Origin of the sequence: Planococcus maritimus (assembly GCF_001687625.2) — a bacterium.
GTDB lineage: Bacteria > Bacillota > Bacilli > Bacillales_A > Planococcaceae > Planococcus > Planococcus maritimus.
In genome coordinates this window covers 290,305-303,834 of record NZ_CP016538.2, presented here as the reverse complement: position 1 = coordinate 303,834, position 13,530 = coordinate 290,305, and the positions used below count along the sequence as shown (strand labels likewise).

Sequence of the window (13,530 nt, the reverse complement as noted above, 5' to 3'; positions counted from 1 at the left end):
AAGCTTGATTGAAATTTCGGTGTATTCTACCGGGCAGAGGATGAACGCCATGAAACGCAAACAACCAGTTCCCAAAAAACTAATCGCCCTTCTTGCAGTGGCCTTTCTTGCCTGCGCAGGGTTTGTCCTCGCCAGCCATTTAAAAGAAGATGAGACAGCGGCGCCGGTCATCGGGTCGGCTATTTACAGTCCGCCTCCGAACATTGCGGAAATCGCTGCCCACGTGGAAGTGGTCAAAGACGTTCGTTATCACACATCCGATAATGCTTTTTTGGACTTCTATTATCCAAAAGACGCTACTGGCCCCTTACCTGTCATCCTATGGATTCACGGTGGCGGTTTTATCGGCGGATCAAAAGACAGCCGTCAAGATTATGGCATGACCCTCGCAAACGCCGGCTATTTGGTCGCCAATATCGATTACGCCTTGGCACCAACCCAGTTGTATCCAGGCCCCGTTATCCAAGCGAATGAAGCTTTGAGTTTCTTGAACGGGACTGCCGTACAATATGGCGGGGACATGGAAAGGATCTTTATCGGCGGTGATTCTGCTGGTGCGCAAATTGCCAGTCAGCTGGCCGCCCTGCAATCTAATCCGGCTCTTGCAGAGACAATGGATTTGACGCCGGCTGTCACTGCCGAGCAATTGCGCGGGGCCTTGTTGTTCTGTGGATTATACGATATGGCCACCGTCCGCGAGTCGGGCTTCCCGAATATCGACTTTTTTTTGAACGCCTATACGGGAGCTGAAAGTTTCGAGACTTTTGGCAGCATCCACGAGATGTCTACCATTCAGCACGTAACACCTGCTTATCCGGACGTGTTTATATCAGCTGGTGACGCCGATCCGCTTGAGCCACAATCGGTAGCACTGGCCGGCAGCCTGCGCATCAAAGGTGTCGATGTCACTGAGGTCTTCTTCCGTGGCACTGATAAAAACCTGAAGCACGAATATCAATACGCCTTGGATACGAACGATGGCCAGGAAACTCTCCAGAAAACCTTAGAGTTCCTGCTTGAAGAAAGCCAAGTGCAAAAATAAAAGCTGTCCTACCGCATAAAGCAGTGGGACAGCTTTTCTATTGCTTAATGGGGCGTGACCGTTTGGCTGGATTGGACAGCTTGCGCCTCGCGCTTTCTTTTGCGTGACGGCAGCATATGAAAGACCACATTCAAACCAATCGCCGTCAAACTTCCGGCAACGATGCCATTGCTAGTCAGGATCTGAACACCAGCCGGCAATAACGCAAACAACTCAGGAACCACGGTTACGCCCAGGCCAAGGCCGACAGAACAAGCGACGATCATGGAATTTTCCTGCGACTCTGAAATGACGCCGCTCAGCATTTTGATGCCTTGCGCAATGACCATACCGAACATCGCGATCATCGCACCACCAAGGACCGGTGTCGGAATGATCGTGGTCATGGCGCCGATTTTCGGAACGAACCCTAGCACAATCAGCATGATCGCCGCGATAAAGATAATTTTGCGTGATTTCACACCGGACATTTGAATCAAACCGACATTTTGCGAGTAAGCTGTGTAGGGAAAGGCGTTGAATATTCCGCCAAGGAAGATGGCCAAACCTTCTGACCGGTAGCCTTTCGCCAAATCTTTTTCTTTGATTTCTTTTTTCGTGATGTCGCTGAGTGCGAAGTAGACCCCCGTCGATTCGACGAGCGATACAAGCGCTACTAGGATCATCGTAAGAATAGCAGACCATTCAAACGTCGGCATGCCGAAATAGAAAGGTTGCAGCATATGGAAGTAAGACGCTTCTGCAATTGGGCTGAAATCGACTTTTCCCATAAACCAGGCTGCTACCGTTCCGCCAATCAGGCCAAGAAGAATCGATACGGCACGCATAAAGCCGCGCGAAAACTTATAAATGAGAATGATGAAGGCCAAAGTCCCGAATGACAAAGCAATATTGGACAGCGAACCGAAATCTGCCGCGCCTTGCCCACCGCCCATATTATTGATGGCGACTGGGATGAGCGTGATGCCGATAATGGTGACCACTGAACCTGTGACGACTGGCGGGAAAAAGCGTACGAGGCTGCCGAAAAAGCCGGAAACGGCAATGACAAACAAGCCCGAAACGAGGATCGACCCGTAAATTGCCGAGATGCCATATTGGCCGCCAATGGCAATCATCGGACCCACTGCCGTAAAGGTACAACCGAGCACTACCGGCAAGCCGATGCCAAAATAACGCGAGTTGAATACTTGCAGCAGCGTTGCGACACCGCATAATAAAATATCAATCGACACTAGATAAGTCAATTGTTCAGACGTCAATCCAAGTGCTGCCCCGACAATCAAGGGCACGAGAATCGCTCCCGCGTACATCGCCAACACGTGTTGCAGTCCGAGTGCCGCTTCCCCGAAAGCTTTTTTCATCAGTTCGGCACCTCCCCGTAAAATTCTACGTGGCCTGGTTCCATCCATTTGATGTTGGCCAAGGTCTCGACCCGTATGCCTTTGTCACGCAGTAATTTCCCGCCTGGCTGGAAGCCTTTTTCGATGACGATGCCGATGCCTGCACATTCAGCGCCAGCCTGTTCGACGATATCGAGCAAGCCCAGTGCTGCTTGCCCGTTCGCCAGGAAATCGTCAATGATCATCACGACATCGTCTTTCCCTAGAAAATCACGAGACACAGAGATATCGTTCGTTTCATTTTTGGTAAAAGAGTGGACGGGGGCTGTGTATAATCCATCTGTCAACGTCAGCGATTTGCGCTTTCTCGCAAATACTACCGGCACGCTGAGCGAAAGCCCCGCCATGACCGCCGGCGCGATGCCGGACGATTCGATCGTCAAAATTTTTGTAATGCCCGCCGCCTTAAAGCGGGAAGCAAATTCTTCCCCAATCGCCTTCATCAAGGCCGGGTCAATCTGATGGTTTAAAAATGAATCGACTTTCAGGACCGCTTCGGATAATACCCGGCCGTCCGCTATGATTTTCTCTTCTAATTGCTTCATGTTTTCCGCTCCTTTTCCCGCATCCCCCGAAAAAAAGCCCGGAGGACGCGCATCCAATCATAACCATGAGTGGAGCAAGGTCCTCCGGGCTTTCCCGAAAGGAAACGCAAAAGGAAGCCGCACTAAAAATAGGCGGTTTCTTTTCGTTCCATTGCTTCCCATAGTCAGTCCGTTTACGGCGGACCGGTAGAAACTTGCGGGCCATATTCCCGCTATTATATGAGTGAATATTCTTTTGAATGCATTTATTATAGCATGCCCAAATGGCCATTCAAGAGTCGCATTAATTAAAAAACTATTCAGAATCAGTTGTTTCTTTTGTCCGCCTCACGCATATGCTTGTTCAGTTCGGCGCGGATCCGGTCCGGAATCGGTTCGCTTTGCTGCTGTGTCAGGTTGAAGTTTACGTAGACGGCACGGTTCTTAGCGCACAGGCGGCCTTCTTGATACAATTCTTCATACAACTCGAGGCTGCTGTTGCCCATGCGCTCAACCCAAGTATGGACTTCGGCGTCTTTGCCGAAAAACGCTTGCCCCGTAAATTCGAGTGTTGTTTTGACGATGACCATTTTCCACTTGGCAAAATCATGGTCCGGCGTGAACAGTTCAAATAGCGGATTGCGCCCCGCCTCGAACCAGACCGGTAAAGTTGTATTATTGATATGGCCGACCGCATCTGTTTCCGAGACACGAGGGGTAATGATGGTTTTGTACATGCCTACACTCCTTCAGGTTTGAGGGATTGAAAAAAAGCGCCTCTTAAAGAGACGCTTTTTTCTTACTTGCGTTTTTTGGTCGCGCGGCCGAGGATAAATGCCCCTGCCAAAGCTCCAATAGCGATATTGTTCTTTTTGGTGAAAACTTGTTTGACTACCAAATTCAAGTTTTGCGGGCGCTCTGCCAGGCGGCGCATGAAATAGGCATACCAGTCATCGCCGAATGGCACGTATGTGCAGAAATTATAGCCTTTATTGGCAAGTTCCCGCTGCAGTTCTTTGCGGAATCCGTAAAGCATCTGGAATTCAAATTTATCGTATGAAATATCATGTTCTTTGATGAAAGCCTCGACATGATTGATGATGTGGTGGTCGTGTGTCGCGATCGACGTGAATTTGCCGTTCAGCAAATGGTATTCAATCAGTTTGATGAAGTTCTCATCAATTTCCTCACGTGTCTGGTAAGCTACATCCGCAGGCTCTTTGTATGCGCCTTTAACGATGCGCAGACGGAAGTCTTTATGTTCCTGCAAATCGTCCATGGCACGGAAAAAGTAGGCTTGAATGACGGTCCCAACATTATCGTAGTCTTTCGAAAGCGTATTCAAAAGGTCGTACGAAGGCTGGACATGCCCGAAATCTTCCATATCGATATTGATGTGCATGTGGTAATTATGGGCAAGTGCGACAATGTCTTTCAAGTTTTCCAGGCAGAAATCATAATCGATATCCAAGCCGAGCTGTGTCGGTTTTAAGGAAATATGGGCATCGACTTTATTCTTATGGATCGCTTCGATCATATCCATGATGTTCTCTTTCGCTTCGAGCGCGGCTTCTTTCTCGAACACGAATTCACCCAAATTGTCGACCGTTGCGCTGATTCCCTGCGCGTTCAGACTGCGGATACTTTTAATGGTCTCTTCGATATTGGTCCCTGCCACTACGGTTTGGGCCCCCAATTTCAAGCCGTACTTTTTGGCCGCAGCCGTAAGGAGACGGTTTTGAGACAAGCCGATAAACACATCTTTTAACATTGATTTCCCTCCTGATACCATTCAACTGCGTTGATTTCAACAGTCCCAAAAAGGCCATGCCTCGAACGTTGTCAACTTCCTTCATTGTAGTCGTTTTTCTACCACTATGCATCATAATTTTTTAACAGTTTGCAGTGTTTGAAATACTTTTTTAAAAGCAGGTCAAAATATAGACAAAAGTGCCGGAATCGCTGGGGATTTCGGCACTTCGAACCATCATTTATTCAATTGCCAAAAGGAGTAATTCAAGCCGAGCGCAAACGCTACCCACACGATATAAGGCACCATCAAACTGCCGGCCAGCTTGTCGATTTGTTAGAACTCATACGCTGCCCAGATGATGGCGCCGAGAAGAGCCGCCATTTCAATGAGCGCGGTCCCACGCTGCCCCCATTTAAAGAACAAAAACGACCACAGGAAATTCAAGCCGAGTTGAAGTTCGTAGGGGTTCATCACTTGCCGCTCCCGCCCCTGTGGTTTGGCTATTTCCTGGGCACGGTATTTCGCGACGCCCATCATTTCGTAAAGCGCCGTCCAGACGACCGGAAATACCCACCCCGGCGGCGCGAATGAAGGCCTTTTTAGCCGGTCGTATTGTTCGCGGGTACTTCTATTGGCAAGCGCCCCGACAATTGAGCCGCCAACGACTGGAACCAAGATGCTTGCCGCCAAATTATTCACATGTATACGGCCATTCACTGATGCCACTTCCATGAAGTTCTCCTCCTTTTCCTAATAAGCCCGGCCTTCACGCCGGATATCGACTTTGTAAGTGAATTCCAGTTCTACTTTGACCAGTGGATGGATTCGGACGACAAATTCTACTTCTGTACTATTTTTTCGTTCATAATCATGGCTCGATGATTCCATTTCCCAAAACTGTCCGTAGATCGTATGTTGGACCAATAAACGGATGCTTTCTTGCTTGCCGTTTTCGATTTTATATACATAAGTGATGTATTCATAGACGCCATGCTTTTCGCGCAGCTTTTCATAACTATCGCTCGTAATGTCCAACGCTTTCCCGATATGAATGCACAAGTTTTTTCCTGGGGCCGTATGCGCGATTCGATCTTCCCCTGTAAAAAGCACTCCCCCCGATTCTCCGCTTTCGTATACTTTGACAATGCCTTCAGGGAGCGGCATGCCCAACCCGTTGACTTGCGTGTTACAGAATTCCAGTTGAATGTCGGCATGCGTAACACCTGAATGTATCTGGTACACCCTTTTGAACTCCGCTCCATGCACCGAAAACAGCGATAATTGCTTGAGCTGTTCATTCATAATGGTGACCGGGCGACTCACGGCATAAACGAAGCGATCGGTCAAAGCTTGCGCCGGCTTATTCGGTTCATGCATGCGCGAATACACAAGCGGTGAATCATTATTATTCGTCTCTTCTTCCCGATGAACCTCCCCAGCCACTAAACTCAGATCCGCCTCTTTGTAATGCGCGCCGCTGCGGTTCAGGATTTTCACCCAAGCCTTGAACTCGAATCCACGGTCGTTGATTTCCATCGTGTAATGGGCGTGCCATTCCAAGCTTTTGGTGACATACGAAACTTGAATGTCCTGGTCGACAGCTGCCGGCGCTATTTTCCAGACGAGCGCCGGCTTTAGCAATAAGCCTTCAGGCAGTGCTGGCAGGATCAATTCGCCGACGGGGTCGATGATGATCTCTTTCGTATCGGCCCGCTCGCCGATGATGCATTCTGCTACACTGAGCAGACGCATTTCCACTGCTTCTCCGGTTTCGCTGTTCCGCACATGGACGTTGCGATCGATATAACGTTCCAACAACTTGCCTTTACTGACTAAATCGTAGTCATAATTTTGCTCCAAGACATCAAGTCCATTCACGATAATGGAATCCGTCTCTATCCGCTCGGCAACATCCAGGAATTGCACTTCCTCCACCAAGCCGTCCGATTTTACATAACGGCTTTCCTGGATAAGCGCAAATCCTCCCGTGTATACCGAAATCGACAGACCGTTTTGCTGGCTTCGTGTAGACTGCAGTTTCATGGCACACGCTCCTTTTTGAATCGATTATTCACCCTGGCCAGACCTTTCTCTCACCTTAGCACATCTGAATGGCAACCGACCATTATTAACTGAATAATCAGTCATTAATTCGCAAGAAAAACCCACTCCGGAATTCACCTTCCGAAATGGGTTTTTAAATACGCAATGGTTTCCAAGCGCGCCGCGTCTGTTAGCGGCGATTTCTTTTCGTGGACCAATTCGCCGTAAAGCAATTCGCCGAGAAAACGGACCTCGCCTTCAACAGCGATTCCCGCTCCCGTATCCATTATTTTCAATTGAATATAGAGAGATTGGCCTTGCTCTACGTAATCAATAATTTGCACTCTCGCTGCCATTAGAACAATCCGAGCGCTTGCCCGTCTTCCGCCACGTCCATATTGAGTGCCGCAGGAGATTTCGGAAGACCTGGCATCGTCATGATGTCCCCGGTCAAACAGACGATGAAGCCGGCGCCGAGTTTCGGAATCAACTCCCGGATCGTCACTGTGAAGCCTTCTGGGCGGCCCAGTAATTTTGGCTGGTCGGATAAGGAGTACTGCGTCTTCGCCATACAAATCGGCAGCGCGTCCCAGCCGTATTTCTTCAATTCGGCCAATTGCTTCTGCGCTTGATCGGTCAACTGAACATCCGCCCCGCCGTAAACTTTTTGTACAATGGTCCGCAGTTTTTCTTCGACGGCGTCTTCTTCTGCATATAGATAAGTGAAATCTGCGCCTTGATCGAGCTGGCGTTTGACGAGTTCCGCAAGTTCGAGTCCGCCAGCTCCACCTTTAGCCCACACTTCAGTCAGCGCAATGGCAACTTCTTCCGCTTCTGCCCATGCCATCACTTGCGCGAGTTCTGCATCACTGTCTCCAGTAAATCGATTGAGCGCTACGACTGGCTCGATGCCGAACTGGCGGATTGTTTCCACATGCTTCGCCAAATTAACGATCCCCCGGCGCACCGCGTCTGCATCTTCATTGCTCAAGGCTTTTTTATCGACGCCGCCGTGCATTTTCAATGCGCGCACCGTCGCAACGATAACGACCGCATCGGGATGAAAGCCGCCTTTGCGTGATTTGATGTGCATGAATTTCTCAGCGCCGAGGTCTGCTCCGAATCCTGCTTCCGTGACGACAACATCCGCCAGGTTCCTAGCCGTATTCGTCGCCATCAAGGAATTGCAGCCATGAGCGATATTGGCGAACGGGCCGCCGTGAATAATCGCCGGCGTTCCTTCAATCGTCTGTACGAGATTCGGCTTGAACGCTTCCTTCAATAATAAGGCAAGCGCGCCTTGTGCTTCCAGATTCCTGACCGTTACCGGCTCGCGGTCATACGTATAGCCGATGACCATGCGCGCCAAGCGTTCCTTTAAGTCTTCTCGCGATGTAGCGAGGCACAGCACCGCCATAATTTCCGAGGCGACTGTGATATCGAAGCCATCTTCGCGCGGCACGCCTTGCGCCGGGCCGCCGAGGCCGATCGTCACGTGGCGCAGTGCGCGGTCATTCATGTCCAGCGAGCGTTTCCAAGTGATGCGCCGCGGATCGATTTTGAGCGTGTTGCCCTGATGCAAGTGGTTGTCGATCAATGCGGCGAGCGCATTATTCGCCGAAGTGATGGCGTGAATATCGCCTGTGAAATGAAGGTTGATGTCTTCCATCGGCAATACTTGAGCAAAGCCGCCGCCCGTTGCACCGCCTTTAACGCCCATGACGGGTCCAAGTGAAGGCTCACGCAGCGCCACCATGACCGATTCTCCACTTTGTTTCAATGCGTCCGCAAGTCCAACTGTCACCGTCGATTTCCCTTCGCCAGCCGGTGTCGGGCTAATCGCCGTCACCAACACGACTTTTCCATCTTTTGTGGTTTTCGGCAATTGGTTCACATCGATTTTCGCCTTGTATTTTCCGTATAATTCCAAAGCCTCTTCCGCAATCCCAGCGCGCTGCGCAATTTCCTGGATTGGCCGGATAGCCGCTTGTTTTGCAATCGTCAAATCGGTCATCGCCATGCATAGTCCCAACTTTCAATTTTTCTTCCCATTATAAACGGCATGACGGAAAACACAAGCCAGCCCTCCGCAAGAGAATTGCGCCGCCAACTAAAAAAACGCACCCAAAATCGGGTGCGTTTTCATCAAAAGCGCATTTCTTCAATGACCAAGAGTTCTGGAAAATCTGCTTCGATGCGATCTTGCAGTTCATACTCTTCCAACAAATCATAAAGTCCTTCATCTTCCAGCTTTAAAAACCGCGGGGTCTCCGGTTCGTCGTAATGGAAAAACTCCACAATGTATTTTTTCCGGCTGTTTCGGGCAATGCTGTAGACTTTAAAACTTTCGTATTCCACCGCTTGGCCAATCTCTTGGCACGCCAATACTGTTTCCGGATCCATCTTATCGAGGTGCATATAAAGAAAAGCTTCCGAACGCGTTTGTTCCGCTGAGATGGCCGCCATTTTATCGCTATGCCGGTTGATAAACCGCTCCGATAGGTCCTGGTGGAACGTTAGCGTCTCCCACTCCACTTGGCCTCGATGCTTTTCAATAAACCGTTCTGTTAGCTTTTGCCCGCGAGTCACTGCAAGCCAATCGACTTTATCCGCATGGCGGTCAATCAAGCTCATCGGCAATTTCTGACGATCGCTGAGCAATTGCCAATCCAACCGGTCCTGATGCTTCTCAATGAACATTGGCGATAGGCGTTTAGTAGAGACAAGGTGCCAATACTCCCGCTCATCAAAAGGACGGCCGTGCGTTTTCAAAGCTTTCAGCTGTTTAGCGGACAACTGATTTTCTTGAGTCTGCCATTTTTCCGAAGTAGAAAACTCTTCCAAAAAGCGCTCCGACAATTGCTGGTGAAGCAGGACTTCATCCCAGTAAAGAAAACCGCTGTATTGACGGATAAACCCTTCAGACAATTGCTGGTGCTTGGAGACTTCCTGCCAATGGACATTACGTACTTGGTCAGCCAGAAATTGTTCCGATAGCGGTTCTTCTTCGCTGATTTTTTTCCATGCGACTGAGCGCTTGCTCTCTATTCCTTTTTCTTCCATCAACTGTTCTAGGGTCTCATACATGACTACCACTCTTTCCTGAAAAGTATTATGTACCATACTAACACGCTGAGCCCCATAGTGAAAAAAGCCCGCCCACCGATTTTGTCGGTGGGCGGGCTAGTATTGACGCATGGCTTATTTTTGCTGATTCTGTTTATCGGTTAGTTGATTCTGTTCGTCGAGGTTTCTGGCACTATCTGTAAAAGCCTGTTGTTCTTCACGCAGCTCTTGCTCGCGGCGCTCTTCTTCCAGTCTTTCTTTGTTTTTGTCTCTTGCCATGTAGATCCCTCCTTATGTCTTATCCCCCGTATTCCCGTTCTTCATAAGCTCAAACAGGAAATTTCCTCCCCATCATTCGCTTGGTTTTTTAACAATCGCTACCGTACAGCGCGACACGCAAATTAGTCGTTCTTCTTCGTCGACGATTTTGATATCCCAAATCATCGTCGTGCGCCCTTTATGGAGCGGCGTGCCAATCGCTGTGACGACGCCGTCTTGTTTTCCGCGGATGTGGTTGGCATTGATCTCCAATCCGACCGCGATTTCACGTTCCTGGTCAATCGCGTGCCAAGTGCCAAAACTGGCCACCGTTTCCGCGAGTACGACCGATGCCCCGCCATGCAGTAAACCGAACGGCTGGTGCGTCGCCGCATGTACAGGCATCGTCGCGACGATCCGCTCCCCGGACTGCTCAGTCAGTTCGATTCCGAGCGCTCCCATGATTGTCTCTTCCACTGGTTTCATCTTTACCATGTTTGCCCTCTTTTCTTGCCGCCTTGTTAAGACGATAATTCTTTGTATTGTTCGCGCAATAAAAATTTCTGGATCTTGCCGCTTGCGTTGCGTGGCAGTTCGTCGACGAAACGGTACGAACGCGGCCGTTTGTAACGCGCAAGATTCTCGTGATTGACGCAGTATTCTTCCAGTTCCTGTTCCGTCAACGAGTGATCTTTCGAGACGACAAAAGCAAGTACAGATTCGCCCCATTTCTCATCCGGTATGCCAAGCACTGCCACATCCTGGACTTTGTCGTGCCCATGGAGCGCATCTTCCACTTCGCGCGGATAAATGTTTTCCCCGCCGCTGATAATCATATCATCGACGCGGTCGGCCACATATAAATAGCCCTGTTCATCCAGATAGCCAAGGTCGCTTGAGTGATACCAGCCTTTATAAAGCGCTTTTTCTGTCGCATCTTCACGCTGGAAATACCCCGCCATCATGCTCGGGCCGCGTACGATGATTTCACCGACTTCAAACGGCGCAAGCACTTCATCAGGTTCCGACGGTCCGTCTTCATTCGGCCGGACGACTCGGATTTCATGATTATAGGCAGGCTGCCCAGCAGATCCTGCTTTTTTCAATTGGTCTTCTTCCGCCAAAAAGGTGATGGCCGGGCCCATTTCTGTCTGCCCATAAGCTTGAATCAACTCTATGCCAAGAACTGCCTTGACGCGTTTAACGAGCACGGGTGCCATTGGAGCAGCGCCGTACAAACCACGCGTTAGAGTCTTCACTTTCTGCTGGGCACCATCGATTTCAGCGATCATGCTCCACATCGTTGGCACTGCAAACATCACCGTGACCTGTTCTTGTTCAATGGTATCCAGTGCCAAGAACGGATCGAATTGGTGCATGATGACACTCGATGCCCCCGCCTGGACACGCGGGATGATGTTGCAATGCAATTCCGCACAATGAAACATCGGCGCCGCGACCAAACCAATATCGTTCTTTGTGGTTTTGAGCATCGCAATGCACGTCATGCTCTGTTCGGCCATGCTGCGGTGCTGGTGAATAACACCTTTTGGACGGCCTGTTGTTCCACTCGTATACATAATGGCGTAGGTATCCGATTCATCCACTTCAACACCCGGGTCTTCTGCCGGGGCCTCCGCGACTTGTTCATGATAGTTCCTGGCAAAGGATGGCGTGTTGCCATCGATCGTCCAGAACTGGACGGCTGGAAACTGCGGCGCAATCGCTTCTACAACCCCCTCAAGCACTTCTTCGAACAACACCACTTCAGGCTTGGCGTCTTCTAGGATAAAGGCCAGTTCTTCGGCCTTAAGCCGGAAATTAATCGGGTTGAAAATCGCGCCAATTTTGGCGCAGGCAAATAATGTAGTCGCCAACTCTTGGTTATTGAAAAGATACGTAGAAACACGATCTCCTTTAGCAACACCAGCTGCCGTCAGCGCATTCGCCAAGCGATAGACATCCTCTTGCCACTGAGCATAAGTCCAGCGCCGATTTCTTCTTAAGTCGACAAACGCTTCACGTTCCGGGTGCAAGGAAACCGTATGATCAAATATACTGCCGAGTGTCGCATACATTATTTTTTCCTCCCTCTACTGAATAGTGATTCACAAACAAACTACTTCCATAATGTCAGATTTGCATAAATATTTCAACAATTGTTTTAGGTACAAATTTGTTTTGAGTCACATCTAATAGACTAAAAGAAATTTTTACCATTAATATTTTTATAGTCAAAATAAAACTCTAAATTATGACTTTAGAGTTTTGTAACACAAATGTAATATAAAACTTATTGCCTATATTTATGAAACTGAATACACTTAAAGAAAATTGCGTACGCAAATTATGTTGCGAACATCAAAAGGGGAATGAGCATGAAGAAGCTGATCGGCATGGCAATCACGGCAGGAGTCCTATCCTTAGCACTTGGGGCTGCAGATACAGAAGCAAGTTCATACACAATTAAACCAGGCGACACATTATGGAAAGTGGCTTCAAGCAACCACGTTTCTGTAAGTAACTTAAAAACATGGAATCGCCTCAGTACTGATTCTATCTATCCAAACCAAGTTTTGCGTCTGACTTCACCATCTGCAGTGAGCACTCCAGTACCAGCCGCACCAGCCGCCACCTCGACGAGCACTTATACCGTCAAAGCCGGCGATACCTTGTATAAAGTTGCGAATGCATATTCCACATCTGTGGCAAAAATTCAGCAATTGAACAATTTGAGCACTTCTACAATCTATATCGGCCAGAAGCTCAAAGTCAGCGGCACGACATCGGTTGTCGTCGCATCGCCTACACCTGCTCCGGCCGCACCACCCGCACAAACAAACACGACTACATACCGTGTTGTCTCAGGCGACACGCTTAGCAAAATTTCCAGAAGCTATAATGTATCCGTTACCCAATTGATGAGCTGGAACAATTTGAGCAACTCGACGATCCACGTCGGCCAAACATTGAAAATCCAAGGAAGCACGACTGCTGCTCCTTCACCTGTGCAAGTTTCCAATCCGGCTTCTTCTTCGAAAGTAGACCAAGTCCTTTCTATCGCACGCACACAACTTGGCGTGCCTTATGCATGGGGCGGCGCGACCTCGAGCGGTTTCGATTGCAGCGGGTATCTATACTATGTTTATAACCGTGCGGGAATCACGATTCCACGCACCAACACGATTGGCTATTACGCAAGTTCCTTTACCGTCAGCTCTCCTCAACTAGGAGATTTGGTATTCTTTAAAAATACGTACCGTCCGGGAATTTCCCACGTCGGCATCTATGTCGGCAACAATAGCTTTATCCATGCCGGCGGAGATCGCGTCCAAATCACGAGCCTCAACGACAGCTACTGGGGCAAGCATTTCGACAGCTACAAACGCCTTAATGCGATGAAATAATTATGAATATGAAAAAGCTCCGGAATTTTTCCGG

13 protein-coding genes, 1 pseudogene and 1 riboswitch are annotated in these 13,530 nt (G+C 49.2%); of the genes and pseudogenes, 2 read left to right on the top strand and 12 right to left on the bottom strand.

The genetic code is table 11. The features are described from left to right. Window positions 1-49 precede the first annotated feature (49 nt). Window positions 50-1,042 (top strand): alpha/beta hydrolase, encoded by a 993-nt coding sequence (locus tag BBI11_RS01665; protein WP_237150309.1) that lies wholly within the window; start codon window positions 50-52, stop codon window positions 1,040-1,042. A gap of 44 nt (window positions 1,043-1,086) precedes the next feature. Here the strand turns inward: BBI11_RS01665 and BBI11_RS01660 are convergent, their stop codons facing one another. From BBI11_RS01660 to BBI11_RS01610, 12 genes and pseudogenes are all read right to left on the bottom strand, one after another. After that, window positions 1,087-2,406 carry a nucleobase:cation symporter-2 family protein gene (locus tag BBI11_RS01660; RefSeq protein ID WP_068460014.1) on the bottom strand — a complete coding sequence of 440 codons (1,320 nt, stop codon included), beginning with the start codon at window positions 2,404-2,406 and terminating at the stop codon, window positions 1,087-1,089. Next, complete coding sequence (locus tag BBI11_RS01655) at window positions 2,406-2,990, bottom strand: xanthine phosphoribosyltransferase (protein WP_068460012.1); 585 nt, start codon at window positions 2,988-2,990, stop codon at window positions 2,406-2,408. Before BBI11_RS01655 ends, BBI11_RS01660 begins: the two co-directional genes overlap by 1 nt. 141 nt (window positions 2,991-3,131) lie before the next feature. Further along, window positions 3,132-3,233, bottom strand: a riboswitch (purine riboswitch). A 62-nt stretch (window positions 3,234-3,295) separates the two neighbouring features. After that, window positions 3,296-3,706, bottom strand: coding sequence for an acyl-CoA thioesterase (locus BBI11_RS01650; RefSeq protein ID WP_068460011.1), 411 nt, complete (start codon window positions 3,704-3,706; stop codon window positions 3,296-3,298). A gap of 62 nt (window positions 3,707-3,768) precedes the next feature. Beyond that, entirely contained in the window at window positions 3,769-4,740 is a 972-nt protein-coding gene (locus tag BBI11_RS01645) for a proline dehydrogenase family protein (RefSeq protein ID WP_068460009.1), read from the bottom strand. Between the two features lie 216 nt (window positions 4,741-4,956). After that, window positions 4,957-5,454 (bottom strand): annotated as a pseudogene (locus BBI11_RS01640) (TspO/MBR family protein). Between the two features lie 18 nt (window positions 5,455-5,472). After that, window positions 5,473-6,765 carry a DUF4139 domain-containing protein gene (locus BBI11_RS01635; protein WP_068460007.1) on the bottom strand — a complete coding sequence of 431 codons (1,293 nt, stop codon included), beginning with the start codon at window positions 6,763-6,765 and terminating at the stop codon, window positions 5,473-5,475. Window positions 6,766-6,899: 134 nt separating this feature from the next. After that, the gene (locus tag BBI11_RS01630; RefSeq protein WP_068460005.1) at window positions 6,900-7,121 is read right to left on the bottom strand and encodes a hypothetical protein; all 222 of its coding nucleotides are present in this window, start codon (window positions 7,119-7,121) and stop codon (window positions 6,900-6,902) included. Beyond that, entirely contained in the window at window positions 7,121-8,785 is a 1,665-nt protein-coding gene (locus BBI11_RS01625) for a formate--tetrahydrofolate ligase (RefSeq protein WP_068460003.1), read from the bottom strand. Before BBI11_RS01625 ends, BBI11_RS01630 begins: the two co-directional genes overlap by 1 nt. A 125-nt stretch (window positions 8,786-8,910) precedes the next feature. Then, window positions 8,911-9,852, bottom strand: coding sequence for a hypothetical protein (locus BBI11_RS01620; protein ID WP_068460001.1), 942 nt, complete (start codon window positions 9,850-9,852; stop codon window positions 8,911-8,913). Between the two features lie 114 nt (window positions 9,853-9,966). Further along, entirely contained in the window at window positions 9,967-10,110 is a 144-nt protein-coding gene (locus tag BBI11_RS16280; RefSeq protein ID WP_156889021.1) for a hypothetical protein, read from the bottom strand. Between the two features lie 72 nt (window positions 10,111-10,182). Beyond that, window positions 10,183-10,584: a hotdog fold thioesterase gene (locus BBI11_RS01615; protein WP_068459999.1), complete on the bottom strand. Its 402-nt coding sequence runs from the start codon at window positions 10,582-10,584 to the stop codon at window positions 10,183-10,185. Between the two features lie 26 nt (window positions 10,585-10,610). Beyond that, a complete protein-coding gene (locus tag BBI11_RS01610) occupies window positions 10,611-12,167 on the bottom strand; it encodes a fatty acid--CoA ligase (protein ID WP_068459997.1) in 1,557 nt (518 codons plus the stop codon). 300 nt (window positions 12,168-12,467) lie between these two features. Here BBI11_RS01610 and BBI11_RS01605 point away from each other — a divergent pair, with 300 nt between their 5' ends. Further along, on the top strand, window positions 12,468-13,496 hold the full coding sequence (locus tag BBI11_RS01605) for a C40 family peptidase (RefSeq protein ID WP_068459995.1): 1,029 nt from the start codon (window positions 12,468-12,470) through the stop codon (window positions 13,494-13,496). Window positions 13,497-13,530: the final 34 nt, after the last annotated feature.

What these genes read in the sequence shown, in the direction of transcription:
- BBI11_RS01625 (WP_068460003.1), bottom strand. Translation starts at nt 8,785, where the DNA reads ATGGCGATGACCGATTTGACGATTGCAAAACAAGCGGCTATCCGGCCA.
- BBI11_RS01650 (WP_068460011.1), bottom strand. Translation starts at nt 3,706, where the DNA reads ATGTACAAAACCATCATTACCCCTCGTGTCTCGGAAACAGATGCGGTC.
- BBI11_RS01645 (WP_068460009.1), bottom strand. Translation starts at nt 4,740, where the DNA reads ATGTTAAAAGATGTGTTTATCGGCTTGTCTCAAAACCGTCTCCTTACG.
- BBI11_RS01665 (WP_237150309.1), top strand. Translation starts at nt 50, where the DNA reads ATGAAACGCAAACAACCAGTTCCCAAAAAACTAATCGCCCTTCTTGCA.
- BBI11_RS01635 (WP_068460007.1), bottom strand. Translation starts at nt 6,765, where the DNA reads ATGAAACTGCAGTCTACACGAAGCCAGCAAAACGGTCTGTCGATTTCG.
- BBI11_RS16280 (WP_156889021.1), bottom strand. Translation starts at nt 10,110, where the DNA reads ATGGCAAGAGACAAAAACAAAGAAAGACTGGAAGAAGAGCGCCGCGAG.
- BBI11_RS01610 (WP_068459997.1), bottom strand. Translation starts at nt 12,167, where the DNA reads ATGTATGCGACACTCGGCAGTATATTTGATCATACGGTTTCCTTGCAC.
- BBI11_RS01620 (WP_068460001.1), bottom strand. Translation starts at nt 9,852, where the DNA reads ATGTATGAGACCCTAGAACAGTTGATGGAAGAAAAAGGAATAGAGAGC.
- BBI11_RS01660 (WP_068460014.1), bottom strand. Translation starts at nt 2,406, where the DNA reads ATGAAAAAAGCTTTCGGGGAAGCGGCACTCGGACTGCAACACGTGTTG.
- BBI11_RS01655 (WP_068460012.1), bottom strand. Translation starts at nt 2,990, where the DNA reads ATGAAGCAATTAGAAGAGAAAATCATAGCGGACGGCCGGGTATTATCC.
- BBI11_RS01605 (WP_068459995.1), top strand. Translation starts at nt 12,468, where the DNA reads ATGAAGAAGCTGATCGGCATGGCAATCACGGCAGGAGTCCTATCCTTA.
- BBI11_RS01615 (WP_068459999.1), bottom strand. Translation starts at nt 10,584, where the DNA reads ATGGTAAAGATGAAACCAGTGGAAGAGACAATCATGGGAGCGCTCGGA.
- BBI11_RS01630 (WP_068460005.1), bottom strand. Translation starts at nt 7,121, where the DNA reads ATGGCAGCGAGAGTGCAAATTATTGATTACGTAGAGCAAGGCCAATCT.